Below are 26,270 nucleotides of genomic sequence, written 5' to 3' on the forward strand. Positions count from 1 at the left end.
ACCAAGTAAAACGTTTGCCAGAAGAAAATTCTATATTGCTGCAAGAATGTTAAATCTGCATTTTTTCGAAAGGCCAAACGTTACTGCCGAATCGAACCAATTCTATCGCAACAGAACACTCTTTTTAACCAGCTTAAGCTTGAGCGAAACTCAATATTATAAAAGTAATTTGATTTACAATTATGGACGAACCGAGGACATACCTTATGGTTTCCTAGCTCAGGTAAACATGGGCTTAGAATATGGTGAGTTCTACAATAGAAATTATTTATCCTTAGATTTTCAGAGAGCTATTTACTTGAAAAAAAGCAAAAGCTATTTTTTCAGCCGTGCTTCCATTGGTGGATATTTCAACTCAAAAAGGTATCAACAAGGTGTTCTGCGCTTACAAACCAATTTTTTTAGCCGTATACGTAAATTAGGAAAATACCGCTTCCGGAATTTTGGAGAAATTGAATACACTCTCGGCATCAGAAGATTTTCTGATGAATTTATTAGTCTAGAGGATGAAATTAGAGGCTTTTCGGAGGAAGCAGCTATGGGAACTCAAAAACTAGTTCTCAATTTAGAAAGCATCGCCTTTACTCCATACACCTTGGGAGGTTTTCGTTTTGCCTTTTATACTTTTACCGATATGGGCTTTATTGGCAGTAACAAGAAAAACATCCTAAAACAAGATTTCTACTATGGTTTGGGCTTGGGAATCCGATTGCACAACGAGAATTTAGTATTTAAAACCATTCAGTTACGCCTGGCCTTTTACCCAAATATTCCTTCGAGTTATGACCAATTAAACTATCGCTTATCAGGAGCCGAAAGACCAAAATTTCAGAATTTTAAAGTTTCTCAACCTACTGTCCTTTTCTACGAATAGAAAGAATAAAAATCAGGCTACTAGTTGCATCAATTAAATGTGAATTTCTTTCCAATTGATATATTTTAGATAGAAATAGGAACTAACACCTAAAAATCCAGCATAAAAATATTCCGAAGTCCACACCCATGAAATTGGCAGCTTGAAAACTGCTATTAACAAATATACGGCTCCCAAATAACAGACCAAAACCAATATTTCAATTAGCATAGCATGGAAAGTATTTCCTGTACCCGAAACACCATTAAAGAAAGTAACGGCGATAGGAAAAATTAATGTACTCCCAAAAATCACATATAAAACAGGTTTCGTTTCTGCAATCAGACTGAGTTCATCAGTATAAACAGAAATCACCCACTCTGGATTGATCAAACAAAATCCAACCAAAACCAAAACCGAGACAAAAGACAACCTAATGATTCGCCAAATAAGAGGTAAAACCACTTCGGAATGTCCTTCGCCAATAACCTGACTAACCAGAGTATTCGCGGCTGCGGCAAAAGACCATACTGGCACCATCATTAAAACATAAATACTTCGAATGATATTTGATATTGCCAATTGCCGTTCGCCCATTCGCTCTACCATTAAAAAAAACACAAACCATGATGCTAAGGACAAGAAATTTTGTATCATCATAGGAAAAGATACTTTCAGTAAACGGGCATATAGGTTCCAATCAATTTTTACAAATTTGAACAATTGATATTCTGCCATTGGAATTTTTCGCAAGGTATAAATAAGAAAGAAAATTAGTACACAAGCCTCTGCAATCACCGAAGCAATGGCTGCTCCTTTCATTCCCATCTCGGGAAATCCCCACTCTCCGAATATCAGTACGTAATCCAGAAAGATGTTTATAAAAGCCATAAAGGCAGTACTCCAACTAATTATTTTTGTTTTGGCAACTCCAACATAGAATGCTCGAAACAAAACATTTACACATGCAAAAATGATTCCCCAGGCACGGTAGGATATGTAATCGATACTGGCATCGTAAATGGCGTTTGATTTCACAATCGCTTTAAGAACAGGTGGTGCCTGAATTTCCATAAAAACGATTAAGAAAACGCCTAAAATGAGCAAAAAATACAATGCATGATCGAAAGTCTTTCCTACAAGTTTTACATTCCCTTCTCCAAATCTTCGGGCAATAACAATTTGAGTTCCCAAACCAAATCCCCAGGCAAGCATCACAACCGCGTAATAGAAAATAGTAGCAATGGCTGCTGCTCCCAGTGCCGTTTCGCTCAAATGACCTAAAAATGCAGTATCAGTAAGAGCAATTATATTTTGCGCTACACTACCTAAAATAATAGGATAAGCAATTTTCCAAATGCTTTTATAATCGATTTGAGTTTTCAATTGTCGTTGTAATTCGTAAATAATCAGGCAAAATAACTACTTTCTTTCCTTTGAAACAAAAAAAATCGTCAATTCAAAATTGCCGAAAAATTTCGGATTTTGAACTGACGATTCATCTCTTTTTAACAGCTTTCTATTTTAAGAAGTCATCAAAATAGTTACTCACCTTTTGTTTCAAGTGAATACGATCACGCCCACGCACATTGTGCTCAGCACATGGATAAGGAAAATAGTCTACCTGAACGTTGTTTTTAACACATTCGCGAACAAAATTCAAACTATTCTGCCATACCACAGTTGGATCAATTACCCCCTGACAAATAAGAAGTTTCCCTTTTAAATCTTTTGCCTTAGCTATTAATGATGTTTGCGCATATCCTTCCGGATTTTCCTGAGGAGTATCCATATAACGTTCACCATACATCACTTCATACCATTTCCAATCAATAACTGGACCTCCAGCCACAGCAACTTTAAAAACATCAGGATAATTCGTAATCAGAGAAATAGTCATAAAACCACCATAACTCCAGCCGTGAACACCAATACGCTCTGCATCCACATAAGGCAAAGATTTTAAAAACTCAACGCCTTTCATTTGGTCAGCCATTTCGGTTTGCCCACACTGACGATGAATAATGGCTTCAAATTCCTTCCCACGATTGGCAGAACCTCTATTATCCAGCACATAAATTAAATAGCCATTTTGAGCCATATACTCTTCCCACAAGGAAGCGCCACCAAGCCAACGATTATTTACCATTTGAGCATGAGGACCGCCATACACATAAACAACAACAGGATATTTTTTAGTAGGATCGAAATCCACAGGTTTCACCATGCGATAGTACAAATCAGTCTCTTCATCAGCCGCTTTAATTGTTCCAATTGATATTTCACCTAAACTGTAATCAATCAATTTATTATCTGCATTTACCAGCTCCTGAATTTGTTTGCCTTCGGTATCAGCAATAACAATTTTACGGGGAACATTTAAACTACTATAATTATCGATAAAGTATTTCCCATCCGCACTTATCTGTACCGCATGATGACCTTCTTCTTTAGTTAAAAGCACACGCTTTCCAGTTTTCATATTCAATTTATACACATGCCTTTCTATCGGACTAATCTCGGTAGACACATAAAACATAGTAGTTTCCGACTTATCAAAACCTAAAATATCGGTTATCTCCCAATCTCCTGCAGTCAATTGTTTAATCAATTTGCCTTCTGTATCGTATAAATAAGCATGATTAAAGCCATCTCGATTATTGGTCTGATAAATAAATTGATTGCTTCTTTTTTGAAGAAAAATCAGCTCGTGAGAAGGCTCTACCCAACGATTGTCTTTTTCCTCGAACAGTGTTTTTACAAATTTGCCTGTGGCTGCTTCGTATTTGTTTAATTTCGCATGATCGGTAGCTCTGTTTAAAACTTGAATATAGATGTATTTTCCTTCGGCTCCCCAGGAAATATTCGTCAAATATTGATCTGCACCGAAATCATCTGGCTGAATCCAAACCGTAAATTTATCCTTCAAATTATAAACACCTAAACTCACAACTTCACTATCCATTCCTGCCATAGGATATTTAATTTCCTTTAGATCTCCAACTCTTGTTGTGATATCAATCAAAGGAAATGAGCTTACCTTACTTTCATCTTTGCGATAAAAAGCCAATAAATTTCCTTTGGGTCCCCAAAAAATACCATCGGTAATCCCATATTCACTTCGGCTCACTGTTTGTCCATTCACAAAATTCTTATCCAAATCCGAAGTCACAGCAATCTCTTTGCGATCTGCACCACTCACATACAAATTATTTTCGAGCGTGTAAGCCATCATCAAATTCTCAGCACAAAACTCTTTATTTTTTGCTTCTGGATTAATTTCCAATTTCAGTATAAGCTTTTTATTTAGAAGATCGACATGACACAATTCCCCACCAGAAGTAAACTGAATCACCTCATTATTTAGCCAAGTAAATTGTGGCAAACGACTTAATTCTTTAGCGCCTTGCGATTTTAAAATTTCATTGATATCCGACAAGTTGAAAATTACTTTCGCTTTTTCGCCTACTTTTGCAACCAAAATATCCTGCTCTACAACGTAAGAAAATTGGTTACTTTCACCTTTCCAGGATAATTGAGATAAGTTTTCAGGGTAAAATTTGCCCCATTGTCCCAGAATTGCATCCTCCATACTCAGTTTTTTTGTTTGAGCGTAAACAGGTGCAAATAGGACACAAATGATTAGTAAATAGCCTAAAAGGAATGCTCTCTTCATAGTGTTTTTTTTTGCTGTTATATTTTTTTCAAAAAATTCGTCTTCAAATGTATCTTTTTTAGAAGAAATAGAGTAATAATGAAAGAATAAATAAACTAGACTACTACCAATTACTATGGATTACATCCTAAGTAATAAGAAAAACGAACCTAAAGCAAATTGCGAAGTATAAATCGTCAAAGCAAGTAAACAAAGAGCTTTGAGAATTAATTTATTCTTTCTAAATTGGCTTAATAAAACTTAAGTTATACAAGATGTCGAAAAAAAAGATACCCAACAGTATTAAATATTTGATTCTAATTTCAGCTGCTGCAATCCTTACCTTTTTCATTATCCACTACAACAGCAATAAAAATGATATCAGTAAAGAAAATAAAGCCACAGAAGCTTCAATTATGGAAGATGTAGATCAGTCGGCCAACATTTTTAAATACAATAACATACTCTTTAGCCTTCCATCCCCCTATCAGATATCTTTACTTCTGGAGCAATCAAAAATTCCTTACAACAAAGAAATATTGCATTCAACTAGTAGAGCGAGTGATTATGTTGAAAATTTTAGCAAAGCAGTCAATTTTGGAATTTACGGATCAGATTTAGGCTATATCAACATCTACCATCAAACCCAGGATGCTGCGAGTTATTTCGCTGTTTTAAAAATCATATCTCAAGAAATTGGTTTGTACAATGCAATGGATAAACCAACAATTACGAGAATAGAAAATAATATTGAGAATAGAGATTCTTTACTAGTTATTGTAAGTACTACCTATCGAAAAATAGATAACTATTTGAAAGAAAACGGCAGGGATAACACTGGAGCTTTAATTTTAGCTGGTGGTTGGATTGAATCTCTTTACATTCTAACACAACAAATTAAAGAGCATCCTAATAAAGAATTAACCAACCGTATTTCGGAACAAAAAAGACCTCTGGAAAATTTAATTAAACTATTGGTTCCCTACTCCAATGAATCAAAGGATTTTTATTTTTTAGTTGATCGCTTAATTGATTTAGCTTACTCGTTTGATGAAATTGATGAAAAATACACTTATGTTCCCCCCATAACTGATTCTCGCAATAAATTAACAATTGTGAAAAGTCAATCAGAATTAAAAATGAACAAAAAACAATTAAATACGATTACTGAAAAAGTCAGTGTCATTAGAAATCACATTATCAAGTAATCAAAAAACACTACTTATGAATCGCTATTATACTCTTATTATATCGTTATTTCTAATCAGTATAAGTTTTTTAAGCAAAGCTCAAACAGATATAACAATGCAAAATTGCACCAAGTATTTGGAACCAGAGTTTATATCAGACGGACAGCAGTACAAAGCATTGCTTTCTGGAAGTGAAATTGCAGAATTCCATACTACTTTTTATGCCGACAACTACTATCGCATTGTTGGTGCTACTGGAAAAGAGGAGAAAAATGTAATTTTTTCGGTTTACGATGAAGAAAATCATTTGTTATTCTCTAACAAAGACCATCAAAATTCTCCTTACTGGGATTTTCAATTTACCAATTCAATTAATTGCACCATCGAAGCCAAACTAAATCAAAGAGAAGTAAGTTCTGGTTTTGTTCTCCTGTTAATAGGATTTAAACAATAGTACCAACGCCAGTCTACACCAACCACACAAACTCTCGCATTTTATGAGTGAAAGAATTCTTAAGGCTTTAATGCAACTTTTTGCTATTATTGCACATCCAAAAAGTTCCGCAATAGAGAGACGAAGAATGGTTTCCAGATATCTCAAACAGCAGCTTGATCAAGAAACTGCTGAAGAATATCTTAAGTTATACGATCAACATTACGAAGCCAACCAAAAACGGACGACCAGAAAATCAAAAATAAAGAAATACACCTCGGCAAGTTCGGTTCGAGTACTGCGTATATGTACCGAAATAAATGAAGAACTCATCGTCCGTCAAAAAGTAGTTGTTTTAATCCAACTATTAGAATTCTTAAAATCAGGAGACGATATTAGTGAACAAGAATTTGCCTTTGTTGAAACCGTTGCTGACACCTTTAACCTCCCAGGTGATGGTTATGATCGCCTGAAAAATTTTGTTCTTAATGATTTTGATGAAATTTCACGTTCCAATCGATTACTAACAGTTAGTAATGAAGATAAAACATCCGAAGTTGGTGAGCATTACTACTCGGAAGGACTGATTGGAGAAATTAAAATTCTACGACTTAAAAGAGTTGATATGTACGTTCTTCGATTTGAAGGAATTGAAGAACTTCTTATGAATGGTCAAAGTCTAAATCCCGATAGAGTACACCTTTTATCACAAGGCTCATCCATTCGAAACCCAAAAATCGACCCTATCTATTTTAGCGACATAACAACAACCTTTCATCGGGACCAGAAATACAAAAGAGTTGTTTTTGAAACTAAGAATATAGAATATCGATTCAAAGAAAATAACATAGGTATCCACGACTTGTCTTTCAAAGAAGAGTCGGGAAAAATGGTTGGAATTATAGGATCAAGCGGTGCTGGAAAAACAACACTTTTAAATGTTTTAAACGGAACTGCGAGTCCCAGTTGTGGAAATGTTGAGATCAATGGATTTGATATTGTTACAGACAAATCAAAACTTGAAGGTGTTGTAGGCCACGTTTCTCAAGACGATCTTCTTATTGAATCACTTACTGTTTTCGAGAATTTATATTTTAATGCCAAATTGTGTTTCGACAAATACACTAACTATCAACTCATTCGAATTGTATTAAACTTACTCAAAGATTTAGGATTGTACGATGCCCGAAACCTAAAAGTAGGAAGTGTATTAGACAAAAAAATAAGCGGTGGACAAAGAAAAAGACTAAATATTGCCTTGGAATTGATTCGCGAACCATCGGTTCTTTTTCTTGATGAACCTACTTCTGGTCTATCATCAAGAGATTCAGCAAAAATAATGGATTTATTAAAAAATCTTGCTTTAAAGGGTAAATTGATTTTTATCGTCATTCATCAGCCTTCGTCGAATATTTTTAAAATGTTCGATAGATTACTCATTTTAGATACTGGTGGTTACCTAATTTTTAATGGCAATCCATTGGATGCAATCACCTATTTTAAATCGCAAACAATGCGAGCCAATCGTACAGAAAGTGAATGTTCTTCCTGTGGTAATGTTGATGCGGATCAAATTTTCAACATCGTAGAATCAGAAGTATTGGATGAATATGGAAATCCAACACAAATAAGAAAAGTATCTCCAATCCAATGGTCACAAAAATATCACGAATACACAGCTATTCATAAACACATTGAAGCAACAAGTGAACTTCCTCCTATCACCTTTAAAATTCCAAATATTTTTACACAATTTGGTGTATTTGTGAAACGAGATGTCATATCTAAACTGGCCAATCGTCAGTATTTATTCATCAACTTATTCGAAACCCCATTATTAGCATTTCTATTAAGCTATATCATTAAATTTTACAATATTGATGCAGCTAATAATTCTGGGTATTCTTTCAGTAACAACAGTAATTTACCGGTTTACCTTTTTATGTCGGTGATTGTAGCCCTTTTTATAGGTCTAACTTTAAGTGCTGAAGAAATTATTAAGGATCGTAAAATTCTGAAGCGAGAACGCTTCCTAAACTTGAGCAAGTTTAGTTATTTACTGTCTAAGATTGTAATTTTATTCTCAATATCGGCCTTTCAAGCCTTTTTGTTTACAATAATCGGAAATTCTATATTGGAAATTAAAGGCATGTTCTTTGAATATTGGTTAGCTCTTTTCAGTGCCTGGTGCTTCGCCAATATGCTTGGATTAATTATTTCAGACAGCTTTAAAACTGTAATTACAATTTATATATTAATCCCATTTTTATTAATTCCTCAACTCATATTAAGTGGTATTATTGTTAAGTTTGACAAGTTAAATCCTACAATTTCAACCCCAAATAACATTCCTTGGTATGGTGAAATTATCACAGCTCGATGGGCTTACGAAGCCTTAGCGGTAAAACAATACAAAGACAATAATTACAACGCTCATTTCTATATTTATGAAAAATTAATGAGTAAGGCAGATTATCGTAAAAACTATTGGTTACCGATTTTAAAGAACAAACTAAACACTTGTGAACGACACCTTAATTTGCTAGATAAAAAAGAAGAGCTAGCTAAAAACTTGCAACTATTACGAAACGAACTTTCTATAGAAGATCTTGATCAAATCCCCATTCCTTTTAAGGCACTTGATCATCTCAAACCTGAAGATTTAAACGAAACAATCATTCTGGAAACCAGGGAATATTTCAACCAATTAAACCGTTACTATATTAACTTATACAATGCTGCTAATCGCAAAAAAGATGAACGTTTAACCGAGCTACAGAAGGAATTTCTAGACAAGCAATCATTCGTTAACATGAAAAAGGCTTATGCCAACGATCGCCTTTCTGAATTTGTTAGAAACAGTAATGACATTGAACGGATTATAGAATACAAAGGGAAGTTATATCAAAAGATTGATCCTATTTATAGAAATCCTGATGGACATTTTGTGAAAGCACACTTTTATGCTCCACAAAAGAGAATATTTGGAACTTATTATGATACATATTGGGTAAACATCCTTGTTATTTGGATATCGACACTAACACTTTACATTGTTCTGTATTTTAACCTTCTAAAAAGATTAATCGGTATTTTCGAAAGAAAATTAAACAGCAAAAAATTCACACGATAAAAAACGAAAAAAAGCTGCAAATTTAATTTGCAGCTTTTTATTTTATTTTCAGAATTAATCGCTAAGCTTCTTCCTCTTCGATCATTTTAAAAGGAATTTTTATAATGGATTGATAATCCTCTCCCGCTTCCAACATATCCTCATCATCAGCTTCGTAGCACCAATTTATACCTACCTTTTGACCTCGTTTGTATAGAGTCTCTAATTTTTTAAATACATCCAACAAACATTTCGAAGAACTAGTATTGAAATATTCAAGTCTAATATCTACAGTCGTAATTTCCTTCGGATCACTAATATATGTGTCAAGCCATTCTAAAATAGGCTTGTAAAAATCTAAGGAATTCTCAGGTATCGAACGTCCAGAAATTAAAAAAGAACCTTCATTACCATCAAAATTTATGTTTGGAGTCTTAGGACTGCCTTCAATAATAAGTGAATTCATGAAAATTTATTTTTTATTGTTTTTAAATAATAACATCTATAGCAAGGAACAAATAATCTGGGTTGTACTCAAAAAACTGATACTCCATATTATTCCCACTTTTACGTGCAATATCAACCATTCCAAGACCTCCTCCCCCTTTTTCGGAGAATTGATCATTTCCAAGAATAATTCGATACAAACTTTGAGTCTCGATAGACGATAAGGTATTAATCTGATCTATACGATCACGAATAAGCCGCAAACCACCTATTTTAATAAAGTTTCCAGCGCAAATTCGATATTGAGAACCTTCATCACGAAGGATTAAAACACCAAACTTTTCATAAGAAACATCAAAATCAGATGGAACTTCACCATGATGATATAAATTTTGTACTAATTCAACCAGAACATTAAAAATTTTTCTAAAAACCTTAGGGCTTTCTTCTCTAACTTCCAATATGTTCTCGATCGAACCCAAAATATTGGTAACATCCTCATCTTCAATTCGACCCATATAGTCAAAAATAGCATCCTCATCTATTTTTTCGGAATACCACTGGTTCAAATCAAAGTTCATATATAATATAATTATAGTTACTTGCTAGACAAATATAATAAAATATAGCTGAGCATAAATAGTTCAGGTACCAATTTTACAGATTAATCTTTTTTATATCTATCACTTTTTTTCCCATCAAACATGGTATATTTTTGGAATTTACATTCCAATGGACCATTGAACAATGTAATTTTTCTCGAAGGACGCAAGCCGATACTATGAAAACACTCTTCAGAATAGCTCAGTATCCATGCATCATATCCAGCAAAATGGTGCTTTAAACGCTCACCTATCATAGAATACAAACCTTCCAAATCTTTAATTTTCAATCGTTCACCATAAGGAGGATTTGTAATCATTAAACCTTTCTCTTCAGGAGGAACAAATTGTTGGAACGGAGTTACTTTTAGGTTTATTTTTCTGCGTAATCCAGCATTTCTAATATTTGCTTCTGCAATTTCTATTGCTTTATCAGAAATATCAGAACCCATTATTTTTCCATCGAAATCAACTTCTGTTTCATCGTTATAGATTTCTTCCCACAAATCCTCATCATAATCCTTCCATTTTTGAAAAGAAAACTCTTTACGATACAATCCTGGTGGAATATTGTAGGCAATAAGGGCAGCTTCAACTAAAAGAGTTCCGGAACCACACATAGGATCGATAAAATTCATTTTTTTATCCCAATCAGAAAGTAGAATCATACCTGCAGCCAGAACCTCGTTAAGTGGCGCTGCTGTTTCGGCTACACGATATCCTCTTTTGTGTAAAGATTCTCCAGAACTATCCAAAGATACTGTACATGTATTTTTATCGATGTGAATATTAATTCTTAGAGTCGGATTCACAACACGAACGTTTGGACGATCACCAATCTTATTAAAAAACTGATCAACAATAGCATCTTTTACTCTGTAGGTAACAAACTTAGAATGTTTAAAATCTTCCGAACTTACAGTGCTATCAATAGCAATTGTTTCACGATGAGTAATGTACTCGCTCCAGTCTATCTCCTGAATCCCTTTGTACAACTCATCAGTATCTTTAGCGTTAAATTTATGAATAGGCTTAAGAACTCGGGTTGCAGTTCTCAAATGAAGATTTGCTTTGTAAATTAAACTTTTATCTCCAACAAAGCTCACGGCTCGCTTCAAGATTTTTATCTCTTCTGCTCCTAATTGTTCCAATTCCTGAAACAATACTTCCTCTAAACCTTGAAAGGTTTTTGCAATTAATCTAAATTTTCCCGAGTCTGTTTTCAAAACTTTCTTTTTTTAATGTCTCTAATTAATTTCAAATAACGGTTCCTTATGCTTTTCAAAAGCTTTCACTTCCGATCCGTATTTCGGCTACAAAATTAATCTTTAGCACTTAAAAACATAGGCTTTTATAAATATATTACTAAAAAAAGCCAGAAGATTAACTTCCAGCTTTAATTTCAACTTAATTATTGCTAAGTTTCTTGTCGTAATTCTTCGTATCGCTCAAAACTTTAACCGCCTTTAAAACAAAATCGTTTTCTTTATTTACTACTTTATAATATTCCGAACTATCCCATAAACTCCTTGCAAAAAGAGCCTTAATATGAAGTTTCAAATCCGCTACCGAAGCCTGATAATCTTCTTCATTTTTCTCTATCCCTTCTTTCTCTCCCATTGCAACTATTTTTTTAAGCATGTCTTCATCAACTTCAAAATTCTTTTCAAAGTCTTCAAATTTTGGATATTCTGTCCTCAATTTACTCAAATTAGCATCCATGTAGTTCAATACAAAAGGATAAACTACATTCTTTCGTACTAATAAATTGAAATATTTATAATTAGCTGTAGTATCAATAGGAATAAAAATATCTGGCATTATACCTCCTCCTCCATACACCGTTCTTTTATGTAGCAAGGTATTGTACTTTAATGAATCGGGAAAGTGAATGCTATCAGCACTAATCATCTCTCCTGACTTATAGCGATTTAATATATCTAAATGATAATCTTCTAAACCATTTTCATAAGATTTCTGAATACATCTTCCTGTTGGAGTATAGTAATGAGCAGTAGTCAATCGAATCATGGATCCATCCGATAAAGGAAACTGACGTTGCACCAAGCCTTTACCAAAAGATCTACGACCTAGGATTATACCTCTATCCCAGTCCTGAATAGCTCCTGAAACAATTTCAGAAGCCGAGGCAGAACCTTCATCGAGAAGCACCACAATTTTTCCGTCTTTAAAAATACCATCCTCAGTCGATCTGTTTTCACGTCTGGGAGTTGTTAATCCCTTGGTGTAAACAATTAATTGATCTGCATCTAAAAATTGATCTACAATTTCTATGGCAGCTTGCATATAACCACCACCATTACCACGTAAGTCGAGAATAAGATCTTTCATATCATTAGACTTCAACTCGGTAAGCGCTTCCAGGAATTCTTCTGAAGTTGTAGCCGCAAATCGGTTCAATTTAATATACCCGATCTCGTTACTTATCATATAAGAGGCGTCTAAACTATAAATAGGAATATTATCCCTTGTAATTACAAAATCGATCAACTCTTTTTCTCGTTTTCTCTTCACCACAAGACTAACAATTGTTCCTTTATCGCCACGTAAGCTTTTTCGAACATCATTGTTTTTCAATCCCACAGCAGCTACATTCTTTCCTTCAATTTTCACAATTCGGTCACCTGCACGAAGACCAACCTTTTCTGAGGGTCCACCTGGAATGGTTGCAACAACCATAAGAGTATCCCTCAAAATATTAAATTGAATACCTATTCCACTAAAACTTCCCTGCAAAGGTTCGTTCATTTCCTGAATTTCATCTTTACTGATATAAACAGAATGTGGATCTAAATCAGCCAATACTTTAACTATTGCATCTTCAGTTAGATGCTCAAGACTTACTGTATCCACATAAAATGCATCGATTAGCGCCAATAAATTTTGATATTTGATTGCCTGATTTTTTACCGATTGAGCACGAAGTGTACTCACATGCATTAAAAGGCCAACTAAACAAATAGAAACCACGTTCCTCAAAAATAATTTCTTACTACTCATATAAATTATGCTTTTTAATATATTTTGCCCAAATTGATTACTCATTTAAGAAGTCCCCGAAAGATACAATTTTTATAAGAACTACAGGTATTGAACTCTATAAATATGAAACATAAGCCCAACATACTTTTAATTGGTTTTCATAACTCATTTCAAATCGATTCGATGCCGCAAATTGCATTTTCGAAATGCACGACAGGAAAGCAAGCTATTGAATTAATTATCAAAGAAAATTTCGAACTAATCATCTCTAACTACCAATTAGATGACCAAAATGGCATTGAACTAAATCAATCAATTGAGTCTGCCAGACAATACTACGCAAATACTGATCCAAAAAAAATCAAACTTTTAATTCTCACCTCCAACTCAAGTGAAGAACAAGCTTGTAAAGAGCACGAACTTCTTTACTACCCAAAGCATTTAAATCTTAAATCACTACTTGTAAAATTGACTGGTTTAAACACAGAACCTACAAGAGAAAGTGAAGAAGTACCAATTATAGATTTCAAAGATCTTTTTATTCGAGTGGATAATAATCGAGAATTTATACAAACAGTAATCGAGAAATTTTTTGAAATTCGAGAAAGTAGAATTAATGACATTAGAGTTCCGCTGCTGAATAAAGAATTTAAACAAGCAAAAGACTCGGCTCATAAACTAAAAGGGGTTTTAGCAAATTTTTCAATGATGAAAGCTAGAACTACAATCATCGAATTAGAAAAACTGCTCTTGGATAACCAAGAAGAACTATCCCTTCAAAAGTTAGATCAATTGATTAAAGAAATTGAAACTGCAAGACAATTTTACCTTGACAATTTAGATCAATTTAAAAATTAAAATCCTTATCCATAAAAAAGCGCAATACCTTCCAAGAAAGATATTGCGCTTTTATTTTTCCTTTTCTTAAAAGGATGTATTATTTATTCCCACTCAATAGTGGCTGGTGGCTTAGAACTAATATCGTAAACAACTCTATTCACTCCTTTTACACCATTAATGATCTTATTTGAAATTTTGGCCAAAAATTCATAAGGTAAATGCGACCAGTCGGCTGTCATTCCGTCTGTTGAACTTACTGCACGCAAAGCAACAACGCTCTCGTAAGTTCGTTCATCACCCATAACACCTACCGATTGAACTGGCAATAGCATCACTCCTGCTTGCCAAACTTCATCGTACAATCCATCTTCCAGTAATCCTGAGATAAAAATATGATCAACTTCTTGAAGAATTTGAACTTTTTCGGCTGTAATATCACCCAAAATTCGAATTCCTAAGCCTGGACCTGGAAATGGATGACGACTAATAAATTTATCTTCGAGACCCATGCTACGACCTACGCGACGCACCTCATCTTTAAATAGCAACCTTAATGGCTCAACCACTTTCAGTTTCATATAATCAGGTAAACCACCTACATTATGATGCGACTTAATAGTTTGAGAAGGACCACCTGTTACAGATATTGATTCGATTACATCAGGATAAATCGTACCTTGACCTAACCATTTGGCATTTTCAACTTTATGAGATTCTTCATCGAAAACCTCAACAAATCCATTACCAATTATTTTACGTTTTGTTTCAGGATCGGAAACACCAGCCAAAGCAGAAATAAATTTCTCCTTAGCATCAACACCAACCACATTCAGACCTAAGGTTTCATATTTTTTTAATACATCTGTAAATTCATTCTTGCGTAATAAACCGTTATCAACAAAAATACAATACAGATTTTTGCCAATGGCTTTGTGCAATAACATTGCTGCAACAGTTGAGTCAACTCCTCCTGACAAAGCTAAGATAACACTTTCGTCTCCAAGCTTTTCTTTTAGTTCAGCAACCGTAGTTTCTACAAATGCATCCGGAGTCCAATCTTGATTACAACCACAAATACTAACAATAAAATTCTTTAAAAGAATACTACCTTCAGTTGTGTGATATACTTCGGGATGAAATTGAATACCGTAAGTTACTTCTCCTTCGATAGTAAAAGCAGCATTCTCAACATCACTAGTACTTGCAATTACTTTGTAATTCGATGGCATTTTTTCGATGGTATCGCCATGCGACATCCACACCTGAGAATTTAAACTAATTCCTTTCAACAAATCGTTGCTATTATCTACCGAAGTAAGATTAGCACGACCGTACTCACGCTTATTCGATGCCATCACTTCACCACCAAAACAGTGAGCCAAATGTTGAGCCCCGTAACAAACTCCTAAAAGAGGAAGCTTTGCTTTTATTTCAGATAAATTTGGAATGGGAGCGTTTTCATCACGTACCGAAAAAGGACTTCCGGAAAGAATTACTCCTTTTATCGAATCATCGATAGCTGGAGGATTATTATATGGATGAATTTCACAATAAACGTTTAATTCACGAACTCGTCTGGCAATCAACTGTGTATATTGTGAGCCAAAATCTAATATTAGAATTTTTTCCTGCATAGAAATCTATAAATTGAAGGTTGTTCAGTAATCCTATTTGGCGTACAAAGATATACAAATTTGCGACTTAAAAAGAACGAAACACATAATTTGGGAAGGATTTGAAAACCGCTCTCTAATTCAGCATTATCCGATATAAAACACGGTAAAATCACAAATTTATTAAATCAATATTCTAATGTCCATAAATCACATTTCGCATAAAAACAAACCCCCTGATCGGGAAGATCAGGGGGTTTAGATTCTTATTTAAACTTTTTCAGTAGATCCTTTACAGCATCTTTATGAATGGTAAAGCCCATCATTTTTAATTTCACGTAATCTTCATGAAAAAAGTAATAGCCAAATTCTTTAGAATTTTCATCGATATTTCGAGATCCAGAACTAGAATCTTTTATTAAGTACCAATCTTTTCCTTCTTTATCTACATAGTAACCAACTAAGTGCATTCCATGATCATCGGTAGTTGAACCATTTGAAAAACGGAACTGACGAGCATCTTCATTAATGTAGTCGGAAGGAATATCAAAAGTAGGAACCATAGCACAATTAGTCGTTCTTAAAAATCCAGCTTCAGAAACATCACCGCCAATACTTAAAGTATAACCCGCGCGTACAGCCTTTTTAATGGACTTCATATAATCATCTAAAGGAATATTATAATACTCTTTAGAGTGCCACCAATTGTCTGGAACCTTATACTCTACTTGTTCCCAGTAAGGTTCTTGTTTGTAAGAAAGAATCTCAACATAATCATCCATATTTAATTTAAGATAATCAGCAAGGTAAGTAATAGGAGTATACTCTTTGCCTTCGACAGTAAATTTTGAAGGAGGAGTTCCCATGTAATGATTCATGATTGCTTTTATGGTAGCAATGGCTTTCTCTTCATTCCAGTCATTAGATTGCTTCAATCCATTCAAAAAGGACATCATTTCCTTGTACATTTTTTCATGAGTATGAAACTTACGGCCATTTAACAGACCTGTAAACTCACTTTCTGGACAAGCGCCATATTCTTTCCACATTCGCGCCACAGAATTACCTTCCGCCCCTTCGCTAAAATTAGAATTTCCTCTTTCCTGAATAAAGCGACGGGCTTTTTCTACGTACTCCCAATAAACAGTATATAATTCCGAAATTTTTACTTTTTTCTTATTCAACCGATACACTTCTGATTCGTAGAAAGATGTAGTAGAAAAACACCAACACGTTCCAGTATTCCCCTGAGAAATTGTAGGTTGTGCCCATTCTGTATTATCTTTATATAAAGAGATTTTATTTGGCAAATCATAGGAACTCTGATCCATAAAGAATCGTTTATCCACCTCTTTTTTCTCCAGCTGCTCATCCACATTATGGATGTCCTTCAAGATTGAATTCTGATAGTAACCAGGTGTGTACTCCTTAAATTTCGAATTGTCTTGCTTTTGCTGTCCTGTTGCCGAAGAGCAAAGGGCAAAAGCTACTCCTAGAAATAGTAATCGCTTCATTTATGTGTGTTTTTATAGTTTTATGAACTGCTAAAGTAAAAAAAAACTTGATTGAAGATGGTTCATCCCGATCAAGTTCTATAAATTTTTTTTAGCATCCTCTACCAATTCATGATTAGGAAAGATTTTTTTTGTTTTTTTTATTACCTACCCCTCAAATTTTCATACTTCACAGAAAAATGTTTAATGATATAATGTACAAACTTATTCAGCTCTACATCATAAGTCAATTAACACTTAAAATTAAGAAACTTGCTTTTACACCTTAAAACAAAACCCCTTATCGAAAGACAAGGGGTTTTATTTTTATTTAAACTTTTTCAATAGGTCTTTAACAGCATCCTTATGTACCGTAAAGTCCATCATTTTTAATTTCATGTAATCTTCCCGGAAAAAATAATATCCAAATTCAGCTGAGCTTTCCTCTACTTTTCTTGAGCCTCCACTTGAATCTTTTATCAAATACCAATCTTTACCCTCCTTATCAACATAGTAACCTATCAAATGCATACCATGATCATCGGTTGTAGAACCATTCGAAAAACGAAACTGACGCGCATCGTCATTAATATACTCCGAAGGAATATCAAAAGAAGGAACCATTGCACAACCAGTCGATGTTATAAAACCAGCTTCGTGAGTATCACCACCAATACTCATTGTGTAACCAGCTCTAATGGCTTTTTTTATTGCATTCATGTAATCGTCCAAAGGTACATTATAATACTCTTTAGAATGCCACCAGTTATCAGGAACTTTATATTCTACTTGTTGCCAAAAGGGTTCTTGCTTATAGGAAAGAATTTCTACGTAATCATCCATATCCAACTTCAAGTAATCTACAAGATAAGCTTTTGGAGTATATTCTTTTCCTTCGACAGTAAATTTTGTTGGAGGAGTTCCTAAATAATGATTCAGAATCAATTTAATATTAGAAAGAGCAACTTCCTCATTCCATGCATTCCTTTGCTTTAGGTCATTTAAAAAAACCTTCATTTCCTCATACATTTTTGCATGATTATGAAATTTGCGACCATTTAATAATCCAGTATATTCACTATTAGGACAGGCTCCATATTGTTTCATTATTCTAGTAACAGCATTAGCTTCAGAACCCCGATCGAAATTAGAATCACCTCTTTCCTGAATAAAGCGACGAGCTTTTTCAACATATTCCCAATACGCAGTATAAATCTCAGAAATTTTCACTTCTTTTTTGCTCAAACGATACACTTCCGACTCGTAAAAAGAGGTTGTTGAAAAACACCAGCAAGTTCCCGTTTTACCCTGAGAAATTGGAGGCTGTGCCCATTCAATATTATTTTTGAACAGAGAGACTTTATTGGGTAATTCATAAGAACTTTGATCCATAACGAATCGCTTGCTCACCTCTTTACTTTCCAACTGCTCATCTGCCTTACGAAAATCTTCTGTCATTAATTTTTTAAAAACCCCACTTTTAGACTCCACAAAAGTTGAATTGTCTTGCTGTTCTTGTCCTGCCGCCGAGTACGACAAAACAAAAGCTACTCCAAAAAATAGTATTCGCTTCATTGATTTATATATTTAATTTTATATGAATTTATAAAGAAAAAAACTTGACTGAAGATGATTAATCCCGATCAAGTTTTACTGAAAACTTTTTACCGTCCTCTGCCAGTTCTGTATTAGGAAAGATTTCCTTTGCTTCTTTTAAATGCCCTCTCAAATTTTCAAACCTAGCCGAAAAATGGCCAATGATTAATTTTCCAACCTTAGCCTCTAATGCAATTTTCGCAGCTTGCTCAGCTGTAGAATGATAGGTTTTCTTTGCTCTTTTCACATCAGCTTTCAAAAAGGTAGCCTCATGATACAATAAATCAACTGCTCCTATTATGGGAACTATTCGTGGCAGATAAGCTGTATCGGTACAAAAAGCATAACTTCTTGTTTTTGGCGGATCTTTCGTCAACTTCTTATTTGAAACCACTTGCCCCTCATCATCTACAAAATCAGCACCTTCTTTAATGCTTTGTCTGCACTTAATCGGAACATTGTAAAAACTAAGCATATCTGCTCGCAAAGTTCTCAACCTCGGTTTTTCCTTAAACAGAAAACCAGCACATGGCATCGCTCCATGTTTCAAGGGGAATGATTCAACACTCAAAGAATTATCCTCAAACAATAGCTGCGTTTTTGTTCCAAAAATGGGGTGGAAAATAATTTCGTACTCTAATTTGCTTTCCAGTAATTCTAACTGAAAGCGAATTAATTTCTCCAATTTACTGTGTGCGTATATATGGAGATCAACACTTCTACCTTGAAGTGAGAAAGAAGAAATCAAGCCAATCAATCCGAAGATATGATCGCCATGAAGATGTGAAATGAAAATATGATTGATACGACTCATAGGTATTCTGAATCGTTTCATTTGTATTTGTGTTCCCTCACCACAATCAATCAAAAAAAACCGCTCAAGCACATTGAGCACTTGAGCGGTTGGGAATCTTTTGGTAGTTGGTAAAGCAGAATTGCTGCCTAAAATTGTCACTTCAAATTTCACAAACTATTTATTTAATTCAATTTGACCTTTCATAGTTGAAACAGCATCATCCATATTATAAGAAATATTTAGAACTGAATCTAACTGAGAAATTGAGACTAACCTTTCAACAGCAGGCTGCAAACCATGAAGAACAAATGTTCCATTGGCATTTTTACACAACCTATTGGCTACAAGAATTGCACTAAGACCAGACGAATCACAATATGTACAAGGAGTTAAATCCAAAAGAATACTTTTTTCACCATTACCTGAAATTAAAACCAACTCTGATTTTAAAGCCGGAGCAATATGCGTATCCAACTTGTCTTTCAATACCTGTACAAGGGTATAACCATCTTTCTTGTCAATCTTGAAATCCATAATTACCTTATTTTTAATTATTTCTCGCTAGAATCGCCTTTTTCCATTTGCGATTTCAAAGCAGCTAACTCTGATATATCACCTAAGGTAGTCTTTTCTAGTGAATCTTTCACTTTTTTAACACCTTTTTTCGCGATTTTAGCTACTTCTTTTTTCTTCGCAGTCTCATCAGCTTTCTTGTCATCTTCGAAAGTTCTTGAGTGAGAAAGAATAATTCTTTTCGCTGCTTTAGAGAATTCAATCACTTTAAAAGTTAATTTTTCTTCCACTTTAGCTTGAGATCCATCTTCTTTCACAAGGTGACGAGGAGTTGCAAATCCTTCTACTCCATAAGGCAAAGCAATTACTGCACCTTTTTCGAAGATTTCAACGATAGTACCTTCGTGAATTGAATCAGTTGTAAAGATGGTTTCGAATACATCCCATGGATTTTCTTCCAATTGTTTGTGTCCTAAACTTAATCTTCTGTTATCCTTATCTATTTCAAGAACAACAACTTCAATTTCAGCTCCGATAGTAGTGAATTCAGCTGGATGCTTCACTTTCTTAGTCCAAGATAGGTCTGAGATGTGAATTAATCCGTCTACACCTTCTTCGATTTCAACAAAAACACCAAAGTTAGTGAAATTACGAACTTTAGCAGTGTGCTTAGAGTTTACAGCATATTTAGACTCAATTCCTTCCCAAGGATCTTGTTTCAATTGCTTGATACCAAGAGACATTTTTCTCTCTTCGCGATCTAATGTTAAAATCTGAGCTTCTACTTCATCTCCAACTTTCATGAAATCCTGAGCAGATCTCAAGTGCTGTGACCAAGACATTTCTGATACGTGAATCAATCCTTCAACACCAGCTGCAATCTCTACGAATGCACCATAATCAGCCATAACAACCACTCTACCTTTTACGTTGTCGCCAACTTTCATGTCTGCATTTAATGCATCCCATGGATGTGGAGTTAATTGTTTAAGACCAAGAGCAATACGTTTTTTATCATCATCAAAATCAAGGATGACAACGTTTAATTTCTGATCCAACTCAACAATTTCGCTTGGATGAGAAACTCTACCCCATGATAAGTCAGTAATGTGAATCAAACCATCTACTCCACCTAAGTCGATAAACACACCGTAAGAAGTGATGTTTTTAACAGTTCCTTCAAGAACCTGACCTTTTTCAAGTTTAGCGATAATTTCTTTCTTCTGTTGTTCCAATTCAGCTTCGATAAGAGCTTTGTGAGATACAACAACATTTTTAAATTCGTGGTTGATTTTAACAACTTTGAATTCCATTGTTTTTCCAACGAATACATCGTAGTCGCGGATAGGCTTCACATCAATTTGAGATCCTGGCAAGAAAGCCTCAATTCCAAATACGTCAACGATCATACCACCTTTAGTACGACATTTGATGTAACCTTTAATAATTTCGTCATTTTCAAGAGCAGCGTTCACACGATCCCATGAGCGTAATGCACGAGCTTTTTTGTGAGAAAGAACTAACTGTCCTTTTTTGTCTTCTTGATTTTCAACATAAACTTCAACAGTATCACCTACTGCTAACTCAGCGTTATATCTGAATTCATTCAAGCTGATAATACCATCAGATTTGTAACCAATATTGATTACAACTTCTCTTTTGTTCATCGAAATAACTGTACCGTCAATTACTTCTTTTTCTGAAATTGTAGATAAAGTTTGATCGTACAATGCTTCTAGTTCTGATCTGTTTTCACCAGCGAATCCTTCGTCGTTAGTGAACGCATCCCAATCAAATTCTGCATCTGCTGCAGAACTGTCTACCTTTTTGTTTTCTTCAATCATCTGTTAAATTACTTTATTACTAATAAATTAGACATTATATATAAAATTCGGTGCAAAAGTAGACAATTAATTCGAGGAATAAACAAGTTACGAATGTTTTTTCAGTAATCCATCAAAAAAAAGTAAGTAATCGACAAGATTAAGGACCAATTACAATGAATCTATTTACATTTTAAATAAACTCGTTTAACTTTGCGGGCTCTAATTCAAACGAGATCCATTTTAATAAAATGGTCGAAAAACTAATCACAACTATAATAAAAAGCCAAACATTTAAAAGTAAAAAGAATGAGTATCGAAAAAGAATTACATAGCAGAAGTGGTTCCGTTTGTGAACTTTGCGGCGCAACAGAAGAACTAAAAGCATACGAGGTGAGTCCATCAAATGGAACCGCAGATACAAATATTCTTGTTTGTGGAACATGCCATTCACAGATGGAAGATCCAGAACAAATGAATGCCAACCATTGGCGTTGTTTAAACGACAGTATGTGGAGCACCGTTCCTGCAGTTCAGGTTATGGCCTGGAGAATGTTGACTCGCTTGCGCTCTGAAGGATGGCCACAAGATTTACTCGACATGCTTTATTTAGAGGAAGAAACTTTAGAATGGGCAAAGGCAACAGGTGAAGACAAAGACGAGGAAGACACCATTAAACACATTGATAGCAATGGAGCTCAACTACAAACAGGTGACACAGTTACCTTAATTAAAGACTTGAATGTTAAAGGTGGTGGATTTACAGCCAAGCGAGGAACTGCAGTTCGTAATATTTCGTTAGTTGCAGACAATGCAGAACATATCGAAGGTCGTGTTGAAGGGCAGCAAATCGTAATTTTGACCAAATACGTAAAAAAATCAAACTAATTCATTTACAATACCACAAAAGACTTTAACAGAACAAAGGTGTCATTTTTGACACCTTTGTTTGTATCTGACTAACATTTCCCATAGTGAAAAGATCATTTAAAACAGACTCGAAAATCATTTTATATAATGAATTAATTTCGCTTTATTTACGTTCAGTTTAAATGCAAACAACAATTCTACTTCTAAAAGAAATAAACATGTAAACTTACTTGTAAAAGCAGCTTGCATCCTCCTAGCTCCCAAAAGCTATTTTTTTCAAAAATAGAAATCGAACTTACTTGCATTAAAATAGATTAAATTCATTGAGGAAATTCAATTAAAAACAAGACCTTCAATGTATCGATTCAATTATCAACATTTAAACACATGAAAAGAATTTTAATAACTGGAGGAGCAGGATTCATAGGATCACACCTTTGCGAAAGACTATTAAATGAAGGCAATGATGTTATCTGTTTGGACAACTACTTTACAGGGGCGAAAAAAAACATTGCACACTTAATAAGCAATCCTTACTTTGAGTTGGTACGACACGACATTACAGAACCTTACTATGCAGAGGTCGATCAAATATACAATCTAGCATGCCCAGCTTCTCCTGTACACTATCAATACAATCCGATAAAAACAACCAAAACTTCAGTAATGGGCTCAATCAACCTACTGGGCTTGGCAAAAAGAATACATGCACAAATTTTACAGGCATCAACAAGTGAAGTCTATGGTGATCCAAAAATTCATCCACAAACAGAAGATTACTGGGGAAATGTGAATCCAATTGGCGTTCGCTCCTGCTACGACGAAGGTAAACGATGCGCAGAAACCCTATTTATGGACTATCACACACAAAACAATGTAGCCATAAAAATTGTTCGTATTTTCAACACCTACGGTCCCAACATGAATCCAAATGATGGTCGGGTGGTTTCCAATTTTATTGTACAAGCACTTAAAGGTGAAGATATCACTCTTTTTGGCGATGGACTACAAACCAGAAGCTTTCAATATGTTGATGATCTTTTGGAGGGAATGATTCGAATGATGAACTCAAAAAAAGAATTTATTGGTCCGGTGAATCTAGGAAACCCAAATGAATTTACAATTTTAGAATTGGCACAAAAAATCATTAAACTAACCAACTCTACATCAAAAATCATTCATTTACCTCTACCTAAAGATGACCCAACCCAAAGACAACCAGATATTAATCTTGCTAAAAAAGAGCTAAACAACTGGGAACCTAAAGTTCAATTAGAAGAAGGCCTCATAAATACCATTTCATATTTTGAGAACTTACTTTCAAAATAAGCTCACAACAAATAGTAAGAAATCATACTAGCGAGAGGTTGAGGAACAAAGTACAAACATTACTAATAGTAAGCTTTTTTTTACAGATCTCGGAACCTATCATTACTCCAGCAAAGGAGTTTGCAACTGATACGATTTTACAATTAAAATTCAAAGAGAATCAAAAAACAAGTGTAAAATAAACAATATTGAAAGCAAAGATTTTCAACACCTTGCAGGAAGACCATACATAGTGTTTTGAATAAATCAAAAATTAAACATATTTTTACTCTCTAAATCCCACATTAAAGAAGTAGGATTTAACATTGTATTAAAAGAGTTACGGAATAGTTAAGCGAAAGAAATACCATCAAAGATGAACAAAACTGAAATTTTTGAAATTGTAGACAGTAAAGCCAAAACATGGCTTGAAGGCAAGTACGATCAGGAAACTAAAAATGCTGTAAAATTACTACTCGAGAACGAAGATAAAACCGATTTAATCGATTCGTTTTATAAAGATCTTGAATTTGGAACCGGTGGATTACGTGGTAAAATGGGGCCTGGAACCAACAGAATGAACATCTATACCGTTGGAGCAGCCACTCAAGGATTGGCCAACTATATTAATAAAGCATTCGCTGGAAAAGAAAATCTTTCGGTTTGTATTGGATACGATTGCCGTAACAATAGCAAATTATTCTCGGATACCGTAGCAAATATTTTCTCGGCAAACGGAATTAAAGCCTATATTTTTGAAGATTTAAGACCTACACCAGAAATGTCATTTGCCATTCGTCAATTGGGTTGTCAATCAGGTGTTATTATAACAGCATCCCATAATCCAAAAGAATACAACGGATACAAAGCTTACTGGGAAGATGGCTCTCAATTGGTAGTTCCTCACGACAAAAATGTAATTGCCGAAGTAAAAGCCGTAAAGCTGGAAGATATTAAATTTGAAGGAAACCCAGATCTTATTGAGGTTCTTGGAGCAGAAATGGACAAACTCTATTTAGATACTGTTAAAACACTTAGTCTATCTCCTGAATCAATTAAAAATCAGAAAGACATAAAAATTGTTTTCACTCCCTTACATGGAACAACCGTTCGTTTGGTACCTGCCTCACTAAAAAATTACGGCTTCGAAAACATTATTCATATACCAGAGCAAGATGTTGTAGATGGGAACTTCCCTACTGTTTGGTCGGCAAATCCGGAAGAACCAGAAGCATTAAAAATGGCCATTGATAAAGCAAAAGAAGTAAATGCTGATTTAGTGATGGCTTGTGATCCTGACGGAGATCGTTTGGGAATTGCTGCCACTAACGACAAAGGAGAATGGGAAATTGTTAATGGAAATCAGACCGCGTTAATTTTCAACTACTATTTAATCCGACGAAGAAAAGAACTTGGCTTGTTAACTGGCAACGATTATGTGGTAAAAACAATTGTTACAACTGAACTTTTTAAAGATGTAGCAGAAAAAAACAATGTTAAATGTTTCGATGCTTACACCGGCTTTAAATGGATTGCTGACGTGATCAGAAAAAATCCAGACAAAAACTATATTGGTGGCGGTGAAGAATCTTTTGGTTATATGCCTGGAGATTTTACTCGCGATAAAGATGCCGTTTCATCCTGTAGTATCATGGCCGAAATTGCTGCTTGGGCTAAAGATCAAGGTAAAAATGTATTTGATATCCTTAAAGACATCTACGTTGAGTACGGCTATTCAAAAGAGAAAATGATTTACATAGTGCGCGAAGGCCTTCAGGGAGCTCAGGAAATTGAAAAACTCATGTACGACTATAGGAACAATCCACCTAAAGAAATCAATGGATCGAAATTGGTTTTGATTAAGGATTACAGTACAAGGATAGCCACTAACCCAACAAATGGAGAAACTAGCGTTTTAGCCTTTGAGACCAGCGAAAATGTTCTTCAATTTTATTTGGAAGACGGAAGCAAAATTTCTGTTCGACCTTCGGGAACAGAACCAAAAATTAAATATTATTTTGAAGTGCGTGAATCACTGGGTTCTATCGAAGAATTTTACACTACCGAAGATAAAGCCAATAAAAAAATTCAAGAAATTCGAAACTCTTTGAAATTAAACTAAT

The 26,270-nt window shown here is 34.5% G+C and carries 19 protein-coding genes and 1 pseudogene; 8 read left to right on the forward strand and 12 right to left on the reverse strand.

Going from position 1 to position 26,270, the window contains the following annotated elements; all coding sequences use genetic code 11:
* Window positions 1-874 (forward strand): annotated as a pseudogene (locus ABYT26_RS09265) (hypothetical protein); the annotation flags it as partial.
* 33 nt (window positions 875-907) lie between these two features.
* Here ABYT26_RS09265 and ABYT26_RS09270 read toward each other — a convergent pair.
* Entirely contained in the window at window positions 908-2,239 is a 1,332-nt protein-coding gene (locus tag ABYT26_RS09270; RefSeq protein ID WP_372753145.1) for an MATE family efflux transporter, read from the reverse strand.
* A gap of 133 nt (window positions 2,240-2,372) precedes the next feature.
* Complete coding sequence (locus tag ABYT26_RS09275) at window positions 2,373-4,529, reverse strand: DPP IV N-terminal domain-containing protein (RefSeq protein ID WP_372753147.1); 2,157 nt, start codon at window positions 4,527-4,529, stop codon at window positions 2,373-2,375.
* 254 nt (window positions 4,530-4,783) lie between these two features.
* Between ABYT26_RS09275 and ABYT26_RS09280 the strand changes: the two genes are divergently transcribed.
* The 3 genes from ABYT26_RS09280 (at window position 4,784) to ABYT26_RS09290 (ending at window position 9,264) form a co-directional block, all read left to right on the forward strand.
* Complete coding sequence (locus ABYT26_RS09280) at window positions 4,784-5,716, forward strand: hypothetical protein (RefSeq protein ID WP_372753149.1); 933 nt, start codon at window positions 4,784-4,786, stop codon at window positions 5,714-5,716.
* 97 nt (window positions 5,717-5,813) lie between these two features.
* A complete protein-coding gene (locus tag ABYT26_RS09285) occupies window positions 5,814-6,152 on the forward strand; it encodes a hypothetical protein (protein ID WP_372753151.1) in 339 nt (112 codons plus the stop codon).
* Between the two features lie 43 nt (window positions 6,153-6,195).
* On the forward strand, window positions 6,196-9,264 hold the full coding sequence (locus ABYT26_RS09290) for an ATP-binding cassette domain-containing protein (RefSeq protein ID WP_372753153.1): 3,069 nt from the start codon (window positions 6,196-6,198) through the stop codon (window positions 9,262-9,264).
* Window positions 9,265-9,325: 61 nt separating this feature from the next.
* On the opposite strand, the gene ABYT26_RS09295 is transcribed toward ABYT26_RS09290, so the two are convergent.
* The 4 genes from ABYT26_RS09295 to ABYT26_RS09310 form a co-directional block, all read right to left on the reverse strand.
* On the reverse strand, window positions 9,326-9,709 hold the full coding sequence (locus ABYT26_RS09295) for a DUF1987 domain-containing protein (protein ID WP_372753154.1): 384 nt from the start codon (window positions 9,707-9,709) through the stop codon (window positions 9,326-9,328).
* A gap of 22 nt (window positions 9,710-9,731) precedes the next feature.
* A complete protein-coding gene (locus ABYT26_RS09300; protein WP_372753156.1) occupies window positions 9,732-10,271 on the reverse strand; it encodes a SiaB family protein kinase in 540 nt (179 codons plus the stop codon).
* A gap of 83 nt (window positions 10,272-10,354) precedes the next feature.
* Window positions 10,355-11,518 (reverse strand): class I SAM-dependent RNA methyltransferase, encoded by a 1,164-nt coding sequence (locus tag ABYT26_RS09305; protein WP_372753158.1) that lies wholly within the window; start codon window positions 11,516-11,518, stop codon window positions 10,355-10,357.
* A gap of 181 nt (window positions 11,519-11,699) precedes the next feature.
* Window positions 11,700-13,313: a S41 family peptidase gene (locus tag ABYT26_RS09310; protein WP_372753160.1), complete on the reverse strand. Its 1,614-nt coding sequence runs from the start codon at window positions 13,311-13,313 to the stop codon at window positions 11,700-11,702.
* Window positions 13,314-13,478: 165 nt separating this feature from the next.
* Between ABYT26_RS09310 and ABYT26_RS09315 the strand changes: the two genes are divergently transcribed.
* On the forward strand, window positions 13,479-14,153 hold the full coding sequence (locus tag ABYT26_RS09315; RefSeq protein WP_372753162.1) for an Hpt domain-containing protein: 675 nt from the start codon (window positions 13,479-13,481) through the stop codon (window positions 14,151-14,153).
* Window positions 14,154-14,236: 83 nt separating this feature from the next.
* Here the strand turns inward: ABYT26_RS09315 and guaA are convergent, their stop codons facing one another.
* From guaA to rpsA, 6 genes are all read right to left on the reverse strand, one after another.
* Window positions 14,237-15,769, reverse strand: coding sequence for a glutamine-hydrolyzing GMP synthase (gene guaA, locus ABYT26_RS09320; RefSeq protein WP_372753164.1), 1,533 nt, complete (start codon window positions 15,767-15,769; stop codon window positions 14,237-14,239).
* A 245-nt stretch (window positions 15,770-16,014) separates the two neighbouring features.
* A complete protein-coding gene (locus ABYT26_RS09325; RefSeq protein ID WP_372753166.1) occupies window positions 16,015-17,262 on the reverse strand; it encodes a C1 family peptidase in 1,248 nt (415 codons plus the stop codon).
* Window positions 17,263-17,568: 306 nt separating this feature from the next.
* Complete coding sequence (locus ABYT26_RS09330; protein ID WP_372753168.1) at window positions 17,569-18,816, reverse strand: C1 family peptidase; 1,248 nt, start codon at window positions 18,814-18,816, stop codon at window positions 17,569-17,571.
* Between the two features lie 58 nt (window positions 18,817-18,874).
* On the reverse strand, window positions 18,875-19,804 hold the full coding sequence (locus tag ABYT26_RS09335; protein ID WP_372753170.1) for a ribonuclease Z: 930 nt from the start codon (window positions 19,802-19,804) through the stop codon (window positions 18,875-18,877).
* 3 nt (window positions 19,805-19,807) lie between these two features.
* A complete protein-coding gene (locus ABYT26_RS09340) occupies window positions 19,808-20,167 on the reverse strand; it encodes an STAS domain-containing protein (protein ID WP_101311468.1) in 360 nt (119 codons plus the stop codon).
* Window positions 20,168-20,184: 17 nt separating this feature from the next.
* On the reverse strand, window positions 20,185-21,990 hold the full coding sequence (rpsA, locus tag ABYT26_RS09345; protein ID WP_372753172.1) for a 30S ribosomal protein S1: 1,806 nt from the start codon (window positions 21,988-21,990) through the stop codon (window positions 20,185-20,187).
* A gap of 288 nt (window positions 21,991-22,278) precedes the next feature.
* Here rpsA and ABYT26_RS09350 point away from each other — a divergent pair, with 288 nt between their 5' ends.
* The 3 genes from ABYT26_RS09350 (at window position 22,279) to ABYT26_RS09360 (ending at window position 26,269) form a co-directional block, all read left to right on the forward strand.
* Window positions 22,279-22,857, forward strand: coding sequence for a PhnA domain-containing protein (locus tag ABYT26_RS09350; protein WP_372753174.1), 579 nt, complete (start codon window positions 22,279-22,281; stop codon window positions 22,855-22,857).
* A 369-nt stretch (window positions 22,858-23,226) separates the two neighbouring features.
* A complete protein-coding gene (locus ABYT26_RS09355; protein WP_372753176.1) occupies window positions 23,227-24,168 on the forward strand; it encodes a UDP-glucuronic acid decarboxylase family protein in 942 nt (313 codons plus the stop codon).
* A gap of 355 nt (window positions 24,169-24,523) precedes the next feature.
* A complete protein-coding gene (locus ABYT26_RS09360) occupies window positions 24,524-26,269 on the forward strand; it encodes a phospho-sugar mutase (protein WP_372753178.1) in 1,746 nt (581 codons plus the stop codon).
* The last annotated feature ends 1 nt before the right edge of the window (window position 26,270 follow it).

The organism is Labilibaculum sp., assembly GCF_041595635.1.
GTDB lineage: Bacteria > Bacteroidota > Bacteroidia > Bacteroidales > Marinifilaceae > Labilibaculum.